Origin of the sequence: Lihuaxuella thermophila (assembly GCF_900110165.1) — a bacterium.
GTDB lineage: Bacteria > Bacillota > Bacilli > Thermoactinomycetales > Thermoactinomycetaceae > Lihuaxuella > Lihuaxuella thermophila.
Map to the genome: position 1 here is coordinate 54,433 of NZ_FOCQ01000010.1, position 16,295 is coordinate 70,727.

20 protein-coding genes are annotated in these 16,295 nt (G+C 45.8%); 6 read left to right on the plus strand and 14 right to left on the minus strand.

Annotated elements, in window-relative coordinates; all coding sequences use genetic code 11:
- The first annotated feature begins 213 nt into the window (after positions 1-213).
- The 5 genes from BMW55_RS12155 (at position 214) to BMW55_RS12175 (ending at position 3,862) form a co-directional block, all read left to right on the plus strand.
- Positions 214-1,227: a PP2C family protein-serine/threonine phosphatase gene (locus BMW55_RS12155; protein ID WP_089969599.1), complete on the plus strand. Its 1,014-nt coding sequence runs from the start codon at positions 214-216 to the stop codon at positions 1,225-1,227.
- Between the two features lie 47 nt (positions 1,228-1,274).
- Positions 1,275-1,610, plus strand: a complete 336-nt coding sequence (locus BMW55_RS12160; RefSeq protein ID WP_089969601.1) for an STAS domain-containing protein — start codon at positions 1,275-1,277, stop codon at positions 1,608-1,610.
- A complete protein-coding gene (gene rsbW, locus BMW55_RS12165) occupies positions 1,607-2,095 on the plus strand; it encodes an anti-sigma B factor RsbW (RefSeq protein WP_089969604.1) in 489 nt (162 codons plus the stop codon). Before BMW55_RS12160 ends, rsbW begins: the two co-directional genes overlap by 4 nt.
- Positions 2,058-2,846: an RNA polymerase sigma factor SigB gene (gene sigB / locus BMW55_RS12170; protein WP_089969607.1), complete on the plus strand. Its 789-nt coding sequence runs from the start codon at positions 2,058-2,060 to the stop codon at positions 2,844-2,846. The genes rsbW and sigB overlap by 38 nt, the downstream gene beginning before the upstream one ends.
- 263 nt (positions 2,847-3,109) lie before the next feature.
- Positions 3,110-3,862 (plus strand): L,D-transpeptidase family protein, encoded by a 753-nt coding sequence (locus tag BMW55_RS12175; protein ID WP_089969608.1) that lies wholly within the window; start codon positions 3,110-3,112, stop codon positions 3,860-3,862.
- Positions 3,863-4,004: 142 nt separating this feature from the next.
- Here BMW55_RS12175 and BMW55_RS12180 read toward each other — a convergent pair whose 3' ends face one another.
- The 14 genes from BMW55_RS12180 to BMW55_RS12245 form a co-directional block, all read right to left on the minus strand.
- Positions 4,005-4,400, minus strand: coding sequence for a vitamin K epoxide reductase family protein (locus BMW55_RS12180; RefSeq protein ID WP_089969611.1), 396 nt, complete (start codon positions 4,398-4,400; stop codon positions 4,005-4,007).
- 92 nt (positions 4,401-4,492) lie between these two features.
- A complete protein-coding gene (locus BMW55_RS12185) occupies positions 4,493-4,678 on the minus strand; it encodes a hypothetical protein (RefSeq protein ID WP_089969614.1) in 186 nt (61 codons plus the stop codon).
- A 123-nt stretch (positions 4,679-4,801) separates the two neighbouring features.
- Complete coding sequence (locus BMW55_RS12190; RefSeq protein WP_089969616.1) at positions 4,802-4,984, minus strand: hypothetical protein; 183 nt, start codon at positions 4,982-4,984, stop codon at positions 4,802-4,804.
- A gap of 71 nt (positions 4,985-5,055) precedes the next feature.
- A complete protein-coding gene (locus BMW55_RS12195) occupies positions 5,056-5,706 on the minus strand; it encodes a DsbA family protein (protein WP_089969618.1) in 651 nt (216 codons plus the stop codon).
- Complete coding sequence (locus BMW55_RS12200) at positions 5,703-5,999, minus strand: hypothetical protein (protein ID WP_089969621.1); 297 nt, start codon at positions 5,997-5,999, stop codon at positions 5,703-5,705. Before BMW55_RS12200 ends, BMW55_RS12195 begins: the two co-directional genes overlap by 4 nt.
- Before the next feature lie 16 nt (positions 6,000-6,015).
- The gene (locus BMW55_RS12205) at positions 6,016-7,815 is read right to left on the minus strand and encodes an ABC transporter ATP-binding protein (protein WP_170839911.1); all 1,800 of its coding nucleotides are present in this window, start codon (positions 7,813-7,815) and stop codon (positions 6,016-6,018) included.
- Between the two features lie 20 nt (positions 7,816-7,835).
- A complete protein-coding gene (locus tag BMW55_RS12210; RefSeq protein WP_089969628.1) occupies positions 7,836-8,240 on the minus strand; it encodes a MauE/DoxX family redox-associated membrane protein in 405 nt (134 codons plus the stop codon).
- 5 nt (positions 8,241-8,245) lie between these two features.
- Complete coding sequence (locus BMW55_RS12215) at positions 8,246-8,695, minus strand: thioredoxin domain-containing protein (RefSeq protein ID WP_089969630.1); 450 nt, start codon at positions 8,693-8,695, stop codon at positions 8,246-8,248.
- Position 8,696: 1 nt separating this feature from the next.
- The gene (locus tag BMW55_RS12220) at positions 8,697-10,508 is read right to left on the minus strand and encodes an asparagine synthetase B family protein (RefSeq protein WP_089969633.1); all 1,812 of its coding nucleotides are present in this window, start codon (positions 10,506-10,508) and stop codon (positions 8,697-8,699) included.
- A 4-nt stretch (positions 10,509-10,512) separates the two neighbouring features.
- Positions 10,513-10,935, minus strand: coding sequence for a lasso peptide biosynthesis B2 protein (locus BMW55_RS12225; protein WP_089969636.1), 423 nt, complete (start codon positions 10,933-10,935; stop codon positions 10,513-10,515).
- Positions 10,929-11,195, minus strand: coding sequence for a PqqD family protein (locus tag BMW55_RS12230; RefSeq protein ID WP_089969639.1), 267 nt, complete (start codon positions 11,193-11,195; stop codon positions 10,929-10,931). Before BMW55_RS12230 ends, BMW55_RS12225 begins: the two co-directional genes overlap by 7 nt.
- A gap of 84 nt (positions 11,196-11,279) precedes the next feature.
- Positions 11,280-11,930 carry a winged helix-turn-helix domain-containing protein gene (locus BMW55_RS12235; RefSeq protein WP_089969642.1) on the minus strand — a complete coding sequence of 217 codons (651 nt, stop codon included), beginning with the start codon at positions 11,928-11,930 and terminating at the stop codon, positions 11,280-11,282.
- A gap of 153 nt (positions 11,931-12,083) precedes the next feature.
- The gene (locus BMW55_RS12240) at positions 12,084-14,672 is read right to left on the minus strand and encodes an ABC transporter permease (RefSeq protein WP_089969645.1); all 2,589 of its coding nucleotides are present in this window, start codon (positions 14,670-14,672) and stop codon (positions 12,084-12,086) included.
- Entirely contained in the window at positions 14,662-15,420 is a 759-nt protein-coding gene (locus BMW55_RS12245; protein ID WP_089969647.1) for an ABC transporter ATP-binding protein, read from the minus strand. Before BMW55_RS12245 ends, BMW55_RS12240 begins: the two co-directional genes overlap by 11 nt.
- Positions 15,421-15,582: 162 nt before the next feature.
- On the opposite strand from BMW55_RS12245, the gene BMW55_RS12250 reads away from it, so the two are divergent.
- A complete protein-coding gene (locus BMW55_RS12250) occupies positions 15,583-16,278 on the plus strand; it encodes a response regulator transcription factor (protein ID WP_089969649.1) in 696 nt (231 codons plus the stop codon).
- Positions 16,279-16,295: the final 17 nt, after the last annotated feature.

A 16,295-nucleotide genomic window follows, 5' to 3' on the forward strand; every position in this document is an offset into this window, starting at 1 on the left:
GCCGCCGGGCTGTAACACGGAGTGTCGCAAGATTCGCTGTGTTCCCGCTTGGGCAGCAATTAAGGACAAGTAAATCATTCGAGTCAAAGGGCGAAGGCTGTCTGAGCGGCTTTCGTTCTTTTGTTCCCCATTACAAACCATGTTGTGAATCTGATAGATTGGTAGAAAGAAAAAATGGAATCGGTTTGATGCCCGATTCAAGGGGATCTTCATATGGACATTTACTTGCAAAAACAATATGAGAGGCTGCTCGCTTCGTATATCCGGGACCCGAGAGAGGACCATTTATACAGTGCGCAACAATTGAGCAAATGGATCATGGAGCAACGGATTCCTCCCGAAGAATTGGTCAATTTTCACATTAGCACGGTGAAGAAATTGCTCCCGGACCTGCCTCCGCAGCTGAAACATTCATTTGACCTGTTAATTGAGGTCATGATCGGGTACGGGGTGGCTTATCAGGAAACGGAGAAACTGGTCAACCGTCAGCGTGAACTGGAAAATGAGATCGATGTGGCCGCACGGATGCAACAAACCCTTCTGCCTGAAAATCCGCCTCCTCTTCCTGGTACGGAGATCGGTGTGATCAGTGTTGCGGCCAACCGAATGAGCGGCGACTACTACAACTTTGTCGATCATGGGCGCCATTCACTCGGAGTGGCTATTTCCGATATCATCGGAAAAGGGATTCCCGCGGCGCTGTGCATGTCGATGATCAAGTATGCGATGGACCGTCTGGATGATCATCCCCTGCCGCCGTCCGAAGTGTTGCGGGATTTAAATACGGTCGTGGAGCGTAATGTGGATCCCAGTATGTTTATTACCATGGTCTACGGGGTATATGATTCGTTGAATCATAAGTTTCGCTATTCCACAGCCGGACATGAGCCCGGATTTATCTATCATGCCAAAGCAGGCCGTTTTTATGAGCTGAAAACAAAAGGACTTGTGCTCGGTGTGGCCAGAGATGTCGACTATCCCGAATATACAGTGAAATTGGCTCCGGGCGATGCCATCATCTTGTTGTCTGACGGTGTCACCGAGTGTAAAGTGGATGGGAAATTCATGAAAAGAAGCAAACTGAAACGGCTGATCCGGGAACATCTGGCATTGCCGGCGCAACAAGCCGTGGAAGCGATTCACCAGAAGCTCCTGGAAATGACCAATTATGAATTGAACGATGATCAAACGATTCTGATTATAAAACGGACCCGATCAGAGACTTAAAAAAGCTTTTGCGGGATGGACGCCGAATAGGTTGGAGGTCGGAGAGTATGAATTTGCAGGTAAAAGAAAAAATGGATGATGAAAAGAACGTTACGCTTTGCATTGAAGGGGAAGTAGATGTATACACAGCCCCCAAATTGAGGGAGAAACTGCTGCCCCTTTGCCAGGAAGGCAAAACGGTGACCGTTGATTTATCCAAATGTGTCTATATAGATAGCACGGGACTCGGAGTCTTCATCGGAGCCTACAAAATGCAGCGGGGAACCGACGGAAAGCTCATCTTGAAAGGAATGAACTCCCGCTTGCTGAGGCTTTTTAAAATTACTGGTTTGCATGAAATTATGAAGATCGAAGAAAGTGCGCAGGAGGATGGCCAACCATGAGTGAACAGCCCCTAGATTTGGTAAATTTGACGATTCCCGCGAAGCCGGATTATGTAGGTATTGCCCGGTTGACGGTTTCCGGCATTGCCAATCGCATGGGTTTCTCGTATGACGATATCGAAGATCTGAAACTGGCGGTAGCGGAAGCTTGCACCAACGCTGTCGATCATGCTTATTGCGCCGGAGAGGGAGAGATTGAAGTCAGCTGCAATATTTATCCCAACCGCCTGGTGATTGTCGTGATCGACCGCGGGAACAGTTTTGATGTCAACGAAGTGGTCAGGCGAACAGGTCCGATCAGCATGGAATCTTCCATTAACTCTGTCAGGGAGCGGGGACTCGGACTTTATCTCATGAAAACATTGATGGATCACGTGGACATCAAAGGCGATAATGGAGTGATTGTGACGATGACCAAGTATATCCGAAAGGACGTGGTGGAGTCACATGTCGAGCCGTCCACATCCTGCCGCTCTGAGCGATGAAGAAGTTCTTGAGTTGATCCGTAGATTCCAGGAGAATGGGGATGAAGAGGCCCAGGCGCAATTAGTGAATCATTATAAAGACCTGGTGGAAACGCTGGCTTATAAATTTGCCCGCGGCTCTGAACCCTATGAAGATTTAATCCAGGTCGGCATGATCGGCTTGCTTGCCTCCTTGAGAAGATATGACCCGTCACTGGGACGCAGTTTTGAAGGATTTGCGATTCCGACGATCATCGGAGAGATCAAGCGGCACATTCGCGACAAAACATGGAGCGTCCATGTGCCAAGACGGATTAAAGAGTTGGGGCCGCGCATCAAAAGTGCCGTCGAAGAATTGACAACCCAGTTGCAACGCTCCCCGCAAGTAGATGAAATCGCCAAATATCTGGGTGTTTCCGCTGAAGAAGTATTGGAAGCGATGGAAATGGGACGCAGTTACAATGCGGTTTCCGTCGATCATCCCATTGAAGCCGCCAGTGACGGAAGTCAGGTCACCCTTCTTGACCTGGTGGGCAACGAAGACGCCGGATATGATCAAATCGATCAAAAACTGCTGCTGGAAAAAGTATTTTCCGTGCTGACCCAACGGGAAAAACAGATTCTGCAGATGACCTTCTTTGAAAATCTCAGCCAGAAACAAGCGGGAGAACAATTGGGAATTTCCCAAATGCACGTTTCCCGCCTGCAGCGAAGAGCCTTGCAAAAGCTTCGCGAAGCGATTCGCATGGAGCCTTCAGAAGTGATCAAATAAAGCGCGTACCTGACTTTAAACGGGAAGGAGGTACGCGCTTTTTTATTTGCGCCGGCGATCCATATAGTCACACCCAGCCTGCGGTGTTTGGATCTTTCTGAATCCCATTTTTATACAAATAATAGCAATATTTATATAAACAGTTTAATTCTATAAAATTTTTTCGCAAACCTACTTCCAAGAAATCATCATTTCATCTATCATATATTCATGCCGCGAGAAGTTGTTTGCAGTAGCAAGGGGAGGAGAACATCATTAAACATATGAGATGGCGTCAATGGGTTGTGATGACAGCTATACTGGCGCTGATGGCCACTCTCACGCTTCCCGGTGCGGGTTTTGCCGCGTTCACAGATTACAAAATCGAAATTAATAAAAGAACCAATAAGTTATATCTCTATAAAAACGGGTCGGTCATGAAGGTCTATCCGGTAGCGACAGGGAGAACGCAATCACTCACTCCGGAAGGAACCTGGCCGATTGTGGTGAAAATCAGCAAACCAGGCTGGAAAGGGATTCCCGGCGGGCATCCGGACAATCCGCTTGGTGAACGTTGGAACGGCCTCAGTGTCCGGGGGGATAAGGGACGGACTTATGGGATTCACGGAACGAACAACCCCGGCTCCATCGGCACACATGCTTCCAGCGGATGTGTGCGGATGTATAACAAAGATGTCATTGAGCTGTATAACACCATCTACGAAGGCGTTCCTGTTTGGATTCACAGCGGAACCAGCAACAACAAGTGGCGCGGTGATTCCCGGGTGGGGCTGAAACCCTCTTCGGGTTTGGTGAAAATAACGGGAAGCAAAGTGAATGCACGAACGGGTCCATCGACAGGCTCCTTTGTGATTACAACCCTGGAAAGAGGAACGATTTTAACCAAAACAGGCGTTTCCGGGGATTGGTATCAAGTCAAATTGCCGAATGGACGAATCGCTTTTGTATATAAAGCTTACGCCAGCAGTACAAAATCGTCGGGAATGATGGCGTGGGTGGAGGTTTTATTCAAATAGCGCCTGACAATGCGGGGAAACGACCAATCATTCAACCATGCAAGAAATAACTTTTTCTTCTCGCGGCATTTTTTGCTCAGGTGACCTTCACGGGGTCACCTGATTCTCGTTGGCAAACCTTTTATTATTATAGGCGACGATGCTATTTCCGGGCTAACGGCACCCCCGGTCCCTGTTTTTTCAGGCGAAAGACCGATATCATAAACAGTGCACAAATGATAAGAAATACGGTTACACACCAAAAACAAACAGCATGGATGACAGCGATCTCTACATAGGTTAAATATGAACAAAACAGTATACCGATCAGTGTAAAGAGCGTATATAACTGATTATATAAAACCGTTCGCTTCTTAAGCGCCTGCAGATTGATCAGGATCAGGAAGAACAGCACTCCTAACAAAGCCACGGGAAATCCGGCAATCATGGAATACTCGCTGGTATTTACCTTATCACAGCCTTTGATCGGGCAAACCATTTGTATTTCGTTGACCCATTTTGTTAACAGCAAATAAAGAGAGATGAAGAAATCCGACAACGGACAATGTAATCCTCATCTGCCTCACTCCTTATAAAGCAAAGCATACAGTGAGTCTTCCTCACTGTATGCTTTGTTGTTAACCACCCGGACTAGCAGCGTTCACCGGATACTGTCGTACAAACACAGATCCAACCCGAATCACTGGTGTAGATCCAGCGCCATCTTCTGTCGGAATCGTAAAACGCGATGGTTTCCACACCGAGTCCCCCGCAGCCTTGAATCAACTCGGAAGCTTTACCAAACTCCGCCAATGAAGGACTTACGTATTTTTTCATTTTAAAATCCTCCTTAAATAATTGAGGTCATAACCGAGGGAAGTGATAAGAAATGCTCTCTGATACTGCAACTCGGTCTAATTGTTACCCCTTATCACTGACCCCTAAGTAGACTCCGGCAATCTAACAGATGCTACCGATACTTGCACACAGACAGCGCCAGCCGTCCGGGTTGTTGTATACCCATCGCCAGTCGGAGTCAGCATCATTTAAGCTTGGAAATTCGCCTCCCCAACCTCCGCAACCTTGAATCAGTTCGGATACCTTGCCAAATTCGACTACAGAAGGACTCACATATTTTTTCATCGTTTTCCTCCTCAAACTCTTTTATAGAAAACTGCACCGAAGTTGCAGTATCAGAGACCAAGATTCAAGGCTTATTCCAGCTGCTCTTCAATGGTTCGAATGATCGTCTCTTTGGGTGGAGCCGCATTGATTTGCTGATCGCCTATGATAACGATGGGCGTAGCCATAAATTGGATACGTTCGAATTCCTTTTGCATCTGATCCAATTCTTCGACAAATTCATCCGAGTCAAAATCCTTTTTAAATTTGTTTGTATCTAACCCAAGCGTTGAAGCATACTGTTGGAAAATGGCTGGGTTGGCCCGGCTCCATTCGGCTTGCTTCTGGAATAACAGGTCATTCATCTGTTCAAAGGTGTTTTGTCGGTCTGCTGCAAATGCCGCCATGGCCGCCTCTTTCGCATTGGGGTGATTGGGAACCTGTTTGTATACGATTTTGATCTTGCCGGTTTTCACATACTGCTTCTCTTCCTCGACCTCTTTTAGCGTTTGATGCAGGATCCTGCAAGCACCACACCCGTAGTCTGTAAAAATGATCAGTGTAAGTTCTGCCTGTGCCGACCCCACAACGGTACCGGAACTGGATTTCAGAATGTCCGGATGCCGAAACGTCTGCTTTGCTTTGACTGGTTCAACAGTTGGGTTAAACACAAACTGAAAATATAGCAATGCCGCAACCATCGATAAACTGAGCCACAGGACGATTTTTGCATTCCTGCTCATCGGCCATGCTCTCCTTTAGACCTCGCTGACCGCCTCCCGATCAGAGCCGCGACTGTGATCAGCAAGCATGCTCCTGCCGCAATCTCATATTCGATGCCCGGCATCGACGATGGTTTTTCCACATTGGCCGGCTTCGGGGGCAAACCTCCTGGAGGCGGGCTTTGTTCGATGCTTTGCTTTACAAGGGCATCTGTCTTAGCAATTTGAATGTTTTTCTCACGGATAAATAATCCGGCAAAAATCAAGAAACCGATTAAAGACAAGATCAATAGCAGGTTCCACTTGTTTTTCATGGCAACCGTCCTTTCATCACGCTTTCGATGAATGAATTTGTGCAGGGATGTCTTGGGAGTGAAATTGTTTATACAAAGATGCATACAGTCCATCCTGCCTTATAAGGTCATGGTGCAGTCCTTCTTGTATAACGGAGCCTTTATCCAAAACGATGATACGATCTTCCGGCCGAATTCCCGATAACCGGTGGGCAATCACGAGAACGGTTCTTTTTTCAATCAAAGACTCGAGTGAAGCTTGAACCCATTTTTCCGATTGTGAATCCAGTGCCGACGTAGGCTCGTCCAACACCAGAATCTGGGGGTTTTTCAAAAACATGCGGGCGATGGCGATGCGCTGCTTTTCGCCGCCGGATAACTTATAACCCCGTTCGCCCACTACCGTATCGTAACCATGTTCCAACTGCATAATCTTCTCATGGATACAAGCCCGCCTCGCTGCTTCGATCATTTGCGCTTCCGATGCTTCAGGATTGGCCAGCATAATATTCTCGCGGATTGTGTCATGGAGCAAATATACTTCTTGAGATAACACGCCCACAAAGCGATGAACCGTAGTTGATGCCAGCTGCCTGATATCGATCCCGTCCAGAAGTACTTGTCCTGACTGCGGGTCCAATAAGCGACATACCAGATAGGCTAAGGTGGTCTTTCCCGCTCCGCTTTTTCCGACGATATACACTTTTTCTCCGGCCGCGATTTTGAGATTGATCTCTTTTAGTACCGGATGACGCTTATCATAGCTGACACTGACATCTTTGAATTCCACCTGTCCTTTGATCTGATCCGGATTGACAGGATTTTTTACCGGCAGTAAATCGGGTTCCATGTCCATATACGACAATATGCGTTCAAACATGGCGCGGGCCCCTTTGAGCATCATACCCAATTGGCCCATTTGCTGAATCGGATTAAAGAGCGTCCCGATATAGGCTGCAAAAGCCACTGCGATCCCCGCGCTGACCTCTAACGGGCTTCCGGGTCTGCCAAACCAATAAACCAGAATCGGAGCAATGGAAGTCCCCATGGAAAGAATAAAGGAAAACGCGCTTCCATAAGCTGACTGTTTCAGCGTCAAGTCTCGGATCGTATCCAACAGACGGGAATAACGCTGAAATACGCTGTCTTTGCTGTTGAACAACTTGCTTAACATCATTCCGCTTACTGTGAGGTTTTCTGCGATAAACGATTGGCTTTCACTATTTTTATTTAACAATTGTTTCGTGGTTTTATAGGCGAGCTTTCCAAACAACGAGACAGGTAAAAACATTAAGGGTACCACAACGAGGATGAGCAGAGAAAGCTTCCAGTTGAGGGCAAACATCATAAATAATGTGACAACGATGGTTAATCCGGACTGAACGGTAAACAGAATCGGCTTGAGTACGGTATCCCCCATGGAATGGGTCTCTGATGTTAGCCTGCTCATGATTTCGCCCGACTTCTCTTCGGTAAAAAAGCGGATGGATTGCTCCTGAATCTTGGCGAATAAACGCTTTCGAAGATTCATTACAATATGAGTGGAAAAACCAGTGATCAGCAGGCTTTGCACGGAGTAAAACAAAGACTGAAGAATCGCCACACCGAACAGAGCCAGCAGTAATGTTGAGAAACTATACGCACTCGTGCCGGAAAAACCGTGATCCACCAGTTCCGCGATGATCAGTGGAGTCATCGGTGAGAGGCATGCTTGCGCCAGTACGAGAAGTGACAGGCCGGCGACGATCCCCCACCGTCCTCCCGACAAATGGACTACTCTTTTCCATATATACAAGGAGGAGGGTTCGGCAATATTCGGTTTATGGCCAATGTGCATGATATCAACCTCATTTTCGGTCATATTCCGATGAACAATACGATTAAAGCTCCCAGATAAACGCCGTTCCATGCAACTTTTCGCCAGGTTACTTTCTCAGGTGCATGCATGCCAAAACATCCGCATCCAAATGGTAGAATTTGATTCATATGGGCCAACATCAGCACAATAAAATTGACTTGTAATACGGCCCCTGCAATGATTCCTTCAAATCTGAGAATATTGAGGCAAATGGTAACTCCAACCATAAATTCAAGAGGGCCGATCAAGACAGCCAGCCACTGCGCGATTCTCCCTTTGGGGATAAGGGAATACCCTTCCATCACGCGATAAAAAGAATAGGGATTTTTAATTTTGCCCAGACTGCTTTTCATGTAGAGAAAGCCCACTACGACACAGAGGAGTTGATAGATGATATGTTCCATCTCCGTCACCTGCCGGTTTGAAGCAGTTTGGATTGAATGAAATGAACGATCTTATCAAAGGGCAATCGATCCGGTTGATTCATTAACGAATCGACAACCTTCTGATCCCGATACACGAATACCGCGGGCACAAATTTCACTTGCAATTCAGCAAGGTAAGGGCAAACCGGACATGTACCCGAGAGCGGGTCCGCACCCTCGGTCACATTTACAGCCATAAAGGAAATGTGATGTTTTGAACAAAATTGATGCAGTTTGTTCATATATTTCATGGTTTGAACACATGTGTAGGCATCATAGAACATGACGACGCAGATGTCGTGTCTTTTTATAAACGGAACCAGCTGGCTCACCGGTGATGTAAGACGGTGAACCACATTTGCCGACCGGTTGATCCGGTAGACCGTCACTCCGAGCAACAAAACAAACAACGAACTTACCAGTAATAATCCCATATCACGCTACCTCGGACTTTACATATTTTCTTAGCCATAACTCCAATGACAGAGCAGCATAAAATTGCATTCCATTGCTCAATTGACCATGACGGTAAAGAGTGATTTGGTTTAACAAACGTCCTTGATAGATCAACCCCATTTCTTCTAATACGGGCTTGCGCAAGATCGGGTAAAGGTGGTTCCATTCATGTTTCAGACCGTCAAACAGCAAGTGATCATGTGATGTTTTCGTCTGCCGACTCGCGATTCCATCCGGCAGGATTCCTTTCAGTGCCCGTCTCAACAAGACTTTTGTCTGTGCCTCTTTAATTTTTTGTTCCAGGGGGACGTTGTACATAAATTCAACCAGCCGTTGATCCAAAAAAGGATATCTTGTCTCCATTCCCAAGGCTTCCGAGACATAATGCTGAACAAAGCTAAAATTGCGTGCGCGATTAATATATTCATACTGCGCTCTGCGTACAGGGTCGTAAATGGAATAACCTTCCACAAACCGTTGTTTGGCCTCATTGAAATACTTCGGCAACAAAACAGGATGCTCTTTTTCCTCAAATAATAAAGGCTTCAATCCATAGTCAATTACCGCATTCAGCATCGTTTCGTTATAGCACTTCGCCAATTGGCCGGCTTCCCTCATAAATCTGAACAGTCTCAGTTTTCTGAGATAATCGGAAATATAGTTGCGATGGAATCCGAAGATTTCATCCCCCGCGTACCCTTGTAACGCTACTTTGGCTTTTCTCTTTGCAGCCCGTTGATAGAGCTGGTAATTGAGCGCATAGGATAATTGGGGCAAACTGGGTTCATCTGTTGATGGAGAGTACTCGGGATAATCCTTCAGCATATACAAATCATCGCTGATGACAAATTCGTTGTCGTTTATTTTATATTGATCCAATACCATTTGAATGTAATCTCGTTCATCCGACTCTTTATACCGGTCAAAAACGGCGGAGACAGGAAAGATATCCTTGTCGGGAGCGCTGCACTTCGCCACGGAAAAGATGGAAGTAGAGTCGAGGCCTCCGCTCATAATGACAGAGACAGGTCCGATACTCCTCAGACGCGACCGGACAGCTTTGAAAAAAATGTCGCGAAAGTGCTCATCGTAATCACGGTCGTTTCTATATTCAACAGATTTTGTGTTCTCGAGCGACCAATATGATTTCACTGTAAACTCTTTTTCACTTACCTTCACGTATGACCCTCTGGGCAAACGGTAAACTCCTTGAAACGGCGTACTGTGGTCAGTGGAATTGCCCCTTAAGTACAAATAATCGACAAAATAATCCATATTCCAATCAGAGGTAAGAGTCGGGTGAATCGCTCGGATCTGTGAAGCGAAGACAAAGACCGACCCGTCCCATTTATAATACAAAGGCCTCATTCCTAAAGGATCCCTGGCACAAAATAGTTCCTTCCTTTTCTCATCCCAAAGAGCAAAGGCAAAGTCACCGACAATCCTGCTTACACAAGTTTCACCCCATTTCAAATAACTGTATAACAGGATCTCTTCATCTGAAAAAAGATCTTGTCCAGCTGTGATCCCCAGTTGTGGCAACAGCTCTTCCCGGTTGTCTATTCGACAGTCGGCCACCATACGCAGGTGATTTGTTTGAAAAACAGAGTTCATCTCGCGCTTGGCCTCAGGAACAGTCACAAGTGTCGCTTGTCCCAATCCGACGTGATCCTCATTCCAGCAACTTTGCCAATCAGGACCCCAGAACTGAAGAATTTTTAGCATCTCAGGCAATTTCAGCCTGTAATCCTTTCTTTTTTCTGTGTCATAAAAGCCACAGATCGCGCTCATCCAATCACCCAGCTTTTCTGATGGATTTCGTGTGGAGTTGAACAGTTAACGTTTTGATCAGGTCAGGGGAATCATTTACGACATGGTTTCTGTACTCCAACCAGGCGTGGGACATAAAAGGTTTTTTGGAAACACCGATAACTAAATCGATCGGAATATTTTTGCTTCTGAAGAGATGAAATCCAACTACAGAGCGGTGAAGACAGCGGGCATTGCCGGTAAAGTAAAAGCATACTTTATCAATGATGAGCAAAACTTTTTGAATATAGTCAATCTCATCTTTTGACAGATCCCGTACGGGTGCCAAGCGCTTATCTTTGGCAAAGCAGTCCATATATACAGCCCGGAATCCATAGCTTTTTAATTTTCTATCAACCATCCAGACTAACCGCATCACTTTCAGATAAAGGAATAAGCGGCTTACCATGTCACAAGACCTTTCTCCTTAAGATCCGATAAGAATCGGTTAAGATCTTCTGTCACCACTTGCTCTTCAACGTCATATCGGGATAAGATTTCTCCTTTCACTTCATGATAGCTTTTTCCTTCTTCAAGAAGTTTCCAGATCAAAAGTCCGATCTCATCAAGACCATAATATGCATTTTTATCAATATTTAATAAGACTGCTTCTCCATCTATTTCTGTTAATATCGTTTCATCTTTTATATGTAGTTTTATGTTGTCCAATGAATCATACCTCCTTGAACGCGAGGACTAACTATAATCTAAATAAATAATAATCTTAATTAATTTATTTGTCCTTTAAATCTTTTAAGAATCAATCTTATTTTTTTTAAATATATTCAGGATATAACCCTTCCCGCGCTTTACCAGCAAAATGTTGGGTTTTTTAGGATTTACTTCGATTTTTTCTCTTAATCTTTTGATGTACACATATAAAGAATTGGGGCCTACCAAATTCAGATGCGTGATAATTTCTTTACTTGTAACGAATCGCTCCTGATTCTTGCATAAATACGTTAGGATTTTATACTCTTGTGCCGTAAGTTGGAAAGATTCCTCTTCGTTCATCAGACAAAACCCCTCCAAATCGAAGACCAATCCGGGTCTCAACTGAACTTTCGTCATGTCTTCATCCAATAACTTCTTGGAAAACCGGGGAATGGCGTCTGTTAGTACATTGGTGATATTTTGGTATATTTTTGTGACTGAATGTTTCCCCAGTGAAAATAAAAAAACGGGTACAGACGTTTTTTGATACAAGCTTTTCCAGATGTTGAATTCCTTTTCTGTCAGATTCTCCATTTCAATCAGTATGGCCACGCAATTCTTTATGTCATTAATCACCTTATTTAACTGTTCCAGCTTGGTTACCGTGATCAGCCTATAATCACTTTTCATCAAGATCGTTTCGATGTATTTAATCACGCCAATATGTTGTGAATACATAATAATGTTCATTTTTTCCCATCCCCATGCAGGAAATTGCTTTTCATGTCAGACCTGACAAAGAAAGAGCGAGTGGGGCAGGCGTTACATCTACCTGCCTCCTCACTTACCCGTGAAAATCGCGGACCCGATGAATCGGCACAATGAAGCTAGTTCCTCCTTCGCCTACTCTTGTTGCAATATTTTGGTTAACTCCTGTCGGGCCAGCCAGTACCCGGGGGAAAGCGTGGCCAGTATGCCGAGAATCGGACTGCCGAATATCCCGATGAGAACCCAGACCGTTGGAAATTGGTAAAATTGAGCATCCAATGCATGGAGCAGTTGATATCCCAATAAAACACCGACAAACAAGCCCAGCATTCCACCCGCAAAGCTGATCATTGCCCCTTCCAGCAGGGCTAATCGTACAATCTTTTTCGGAACGACCCCAATCGCTCTCAATACTCCAAATTCGCGTATGCGTTCACGCAAACTGCTTGCCATACTGTTAAACAATCCCAACAGGGCGATGATGACGATCACGCATGTGGAGGCGATCAAAATAAACCATCGCTGTTGCATTTGCTGATAAAGAGTCCGGATCTCTTCCTCCCGGTCATAGAGTACAAGGTCGCCGAACCCGTTATCCAAAATGGATTGAATTTGTTCGCGAATCGCCGTTTCCCTGGCTTTGTCGGCAATATTGAAGTAGATGATTTTGGTTTCATACGTGCCAAACTGTCTCCTTAACAGCTCCGCATCTGTAAATATCTGTGTTTCATCGATTCGGTTTAAACCGCTTGCTTTAATCATCCCCACAACTTTCAGCGACAAGGTGGGATACTCTTTCTTCCCTTTGACAAACACGTCATCAAATTTGGCTAATTGTATCGTGTCCCCTAATTTGTAACCCCAGTTCTTCGCAGTCTGTTCACCAATCACGACACCGTTTTTTTTCAACGCTTCTTGATCGATCGTTCCTTTCACCACTGTAATCGGAATGAGACGATCCAACTCGGTTAAGTCGGTGGCGCTGATTCCAAAATGAATCTGTTTTTTTCCATTCACCGTGAAGAATTGCGCATTGAAGTCAGATTTCTTTAAATTTAAGGTCAGCAAGTGCTCAACTTTGTGTACGGGTACGGATTGGACTCCCTTGATCCTGGAGATCTGCTGGCTTAAGAACGGACTGAATCCGCTGCCGCGCTCAGACGACTTGATCATATACCTGACCGGATACTCCTGTTGAATATCTGAAAGACCTTGTTGAAAGATCGATTGAAGGATCATTGTTCCCATGCACCCCACAGAAAGAGCCAACATCAGGACTCCGGCGATCTGAATGCTTTTTCTCATCTGTCGCAGAGCATTGCGCGAAGCCAGCATTCCCTCGCTGCCAAACAGTGTTGTGAGCAACCACTGCTGCATTCTCATCGCCATCGTCAGGGTCCAGGGAAGTCCAAAAAGAATGCAGAGAGCAAATCCGATGGCGCTGAGCAAAGAGACCCATTCACCCCAATTCATCAGGGTATTGGCGACAAATACAGCGACAAAGAGGAGGGAGAGGACAAATGCCATGCTGCCCTGAAGGTTATTTACCTTTGTGAAGACAGTATCCGCCATATTGCGCTGGTAAGCTGCCATGGGCGACAGCCGTTTGGCCATATAACCGGGAATGGCTCCTGACAGGGCGATGATGGCGACCATGGCCAAACAGCTAACGGAGACTTGTGCCCACGGAATTTCAATACCCTGCATTGGAATCTTCATCAACATTTCAATGAGATTTTTCGACAGGTAGGATAATCCCACGCCCAATACCGTACCGCATATGACGGAAAAGATGCCGATGAAAAGCGATTCAAACATGATCAACTGCATGATCTGATTGGTCTTGGCTCCCAGCAGCCGCAATGTGGCCAGGTCTCTTTGTTTTTCCCGCACGGAGATTTGCAGTGTGCCGATCACGATGAGAACACTCGCAAAAACGGAAATGACGATCAGTCCCGTCACAATCGGTTTGATGCCGGAAATATTTTCCCGCTCTTTATCCATGTAGTTGCGGCTGTCAATCCGCATTCGGGGATACATTTGTTTTATTTTTTGGGCTGCTTTTTCTTTCAGCTCGTAGCTATGAAGCTTAAGATAAACGGTACTCGCTTGATCGGGCTGCTTCAGCTTTTTTGACAGCCAGTGCCGGTCGAAGACCATGAGATTCGTAACTTTCTCATGCTTTGCGAAGATGGCTGAAACTTTCACCTTCTGTTTTCCATACGGAGGAAACGGCAATAAAATTTCTGAACCAACCCGCAACTTCTCTTTTTTGCTGAAGTCATAAGATACAGCTACTTCATTTGCTTCGGGAAATGATCCCTCGGCAATTTCAATCGCTCCTGCCATGCTGAGCGCATTGAACTCTGTTCCCACATATAAGGGGAGGTTGAGTATATCCTTATACACCTCTTCTTTGGGAATGTTTTCTCCGGTATATGGATACCAGACGGCTGCCCCTTTTTTCACTTCCGGCAGCGACAATAGGCCCGATAGCTGGCTTTTCGTCACCATACCTTCTCCGGACAGGTATCCGACCGACATATCCCGTTCGCCATATTTGCTGATGATCGTCTGTTCCACAGATAATTCGATCGACTTGGTCATGATGAGTGACACCGTCAACAGCATAACCCCGAGGGATACACCTGCGATGGAGAACAAGGCTCTGGCTTTTCTCTTTAAAAAGAATCGCCAAGCCAGGTCTCCCAGTTTACGCACCATAGGTCATCACCTCGATTCTGCTTGTGATTTCACGAATCCGCCGGCTCCGGGGCACGTCCGGATCCAGAAACAGCTCATCAAAGAGCTCTCCGTCTTTCATAAACAGTACCCGTTCGGAATACGAAGCCACTTCCGCATCATGGGTAACGGTCACGATTGTCTGTTTCATCCGGGACTGACAATCTTTGAGCAGCATCATTACATCCCTGCTGTTTTTGGAATCCAGGCTCCCTGTCGGTTCATCCGCCAAAATCAACGCCGGCTGGGTTACCAGGGCTCTTGCGATGGCGACCCGTTGCTGCTGTCCGCCGGACAATTCCGCCGGATAGGCAGTGAGCTTATCGGCAAGACCGACGAGTTTCAATAATTCCTTCGCTTTAGCTTCTGATTCTCTGGTCTTTTTATCTGAAATCATCAGCGGCAACGTAACATTTTCCAATACGTTCAACACGGGAATAAGGTTAAAGAACTGAAAGATGAAGCCGATCTTTTGCCGGCGCATGAGCGTCCGTTCCGCATCATTTAATTGACTGATCTTCATGCCATCTAACATGACACTGCCGGATGTTGGATTGTCCAGACCTGACACCAGATTGAGCAACGTCGATTTCCCTGAACCGCTCTGGCCCATCACGGATACAAACTCACCCGTGCGTACTTTCAAATCCACTCCCTTCAAGGCATGATAATCGTTTCTTCCCATTTTGTACGTCTTTACCAGCTTGCTTGTTTCTAAAATATATCTCATGGTTATAAACCTCCTTTGCCGTGTCTTATCCATTCTACCGGCAGGGTGTCTATACAAAATTTCAAAAGTATCAACAAAACATCAAAAGTGGATCAAAAGTTGGTGATTGCTTTTTTTTTGACTTATAGTAATGTTAGAGGAGATTTAAGGAGTGGATTTCGATTGACGACCAAAGACACGATCCTGATCGTTGACGATGAGCTGGCAATAGGAGAATTGCTGAGAGATTTTCTTGAAGCGGAAAATTACCAGGTCTTTTTGGCCGCTGACAGCGAAGAGTGTTTTCGCCTGTTGGAACAACACCGGATTGACTGCATTCTCCTGGACATCATGCTGCCCGGACAGACAGGATTTGATATATGCAAGAGGATCAGGCAGACGAATAACGTACCGATCTTGTTTTTGAGCGCTCTCGATCAGGATCTGCATATTATTCGCGGATTGGGGATCGGGGGCGATGATTATATAACCAAAAACTCTTCGCCGGGAGAGATTGTCGCGCGGGTAAAGGCGGTCTTGCGCAGAAGCAAACAACATATGCCTGCGCCCGTAAAAGATTCCCATTTAGATTTCGGTTCGCTGAAAATCGATGTGCTGTCGCATGAAGTATGGTTGAATAACGAAAAGATCACGTTTACGGCCAAAGAGTTCGAACTATTAAGATTCCTGGCGGAACATGCCAACCAGGTGTTTACTCACGAACAGCTGTATGAATCCATTTGGGGAGATTATCTGGAGGACAGCCATCTCGTTCGCGTATACATTTCCCGCATTCGCGAAAAGATTGAAGAGGATCCTTCCAAGCCTGAATGGATTCAAACCGTTTGGGGAGTTGGTTACAAATTTTCAGGAAAATAAACCGTTCCGATGATCAG

Excerpts from the sequence above, each read along its gene's own strand:
- BMW55_RS12155 (WP_089969599.1), top strand. The coding sequence starts at position 214 with ATGGACATTTACTTGCAAAAACAATATGAGAGGCTGCTCGCTTCGTAT.
- BMW55_RS12160 (WP_089969601.1), top strand. The coding sequence starts at position 1,275 with ATGAATTTGCAGGTAAAAGAAAAAATGGATGATGAAAAGAACGTTACG.
- rsbW (WP_089969604.1), top strand. The coding sequence starts at position 1,607 with ATGAGTGAACAGCCCCTAGATTTGGTAAATTTGACGATTCCCGCGAAG.
- sigB (WP_089969607.1), top strand. The coding sequence starts at position 2,058 with ATGTCGAGCCGTCCACATCCTGCCGCTCTGAGCGATGAAGAAGTTCTT.
- BMW55_RS12175 (WP_089969608.1), top strand. The coding sequence starts at position 3,110 with ATGAGATGGCGTCAATGGGTTGTGATGACAGCTATACTGGCGCTGATG.
- BMW55_RS12185 (WP_089969614.1), bottom strand. The coding sequence starts at position 4,678 with ATGAAAAAATACGTAAGTCCTTCATTGGCGGAGTTTGGTAAAGCTTCC.
- BMW55_RS12190 (WP_089969616.1), bottom strand. The coding sequence starts at position 4,984 with ATGAAAAAATATGTGAGTCCTTCTGTAGTCGAATTTGGCAAGGTATCC.
- BMW55_RS12195 (WP_089969618.1), bottom strand. The coding sequence starts at position 5,706 with ATGAGCAGGAATGCAAAAATCGTCCTGTGGCTCAGTTTATCGATGGTT.
- BMW55_RS12200 (WP_089969621.1), bottom strand. The coding sequence starts at position 5,999 with ATGAAAAACAAGTGGAACCTGCTATTGATCTTGTCTTTAATCGGTTTC.
- BMW55_RS12205 (WP_170839911.1), bottom strand. The coding sequence starts at position 7,815 with ATGCACATTGGCCATAAACCGAATATTGCCGAACCCTCCTCCTTGTAT.
- BMW55_RS12210 (WP_089969628.1), bottom strand. The coding sequence starts at position 8,240 with ATGGAACATATCATCTATCAACTCCTCTGTGTCGTAGTGGGCTTTCTC.
- BMW55_RS12215 (WP_089969630.1), bottom strand. The coding sequence starts at position 8,695 with ATGGGATTATTACTGGTAAGTTCGTTGTTTGTTTTGTTGCTCGGAGTG.
- BMW55_RS12220 (WP_089969633.1), bottom strand. The coding sequence starts at position 10,508 with ATGAGCGCGATCTGTGGCTTTTATGACACAGAAAAAAGAAAGGATTAC.
- BMW55_RS12225 (WP_089969636.1), bottom strand. The coding sequence starts at position 10,935 with ATGGTAAGCCGCTTATTCCTTTATCTGAAAGTGATGCGGTTAGTCTGG.
- BMW55_RS12235 (WP_089969642.1), bottom strand. The coding sequence starts at position 11,930 with ATGAACATTATTATGTATTCACAACATATTGGCGTGATTAAATACATC.
- BMW55_RS12240 (WP_089969645.1), bottom strand. The coding sequence starts at position 14,672 with ATGGTGCGTAAACTGGGAGACCTGGCTTGGCGATTCTTTTTAAAGAGA.
- BMW55_RS12245 (WP_089969647.1), bottom strand. The coding sequence starts at position 15,420 with ATGAGATATATTTTAGAAACAAGCAAGCTGGTAAAGACGTACAAAATG.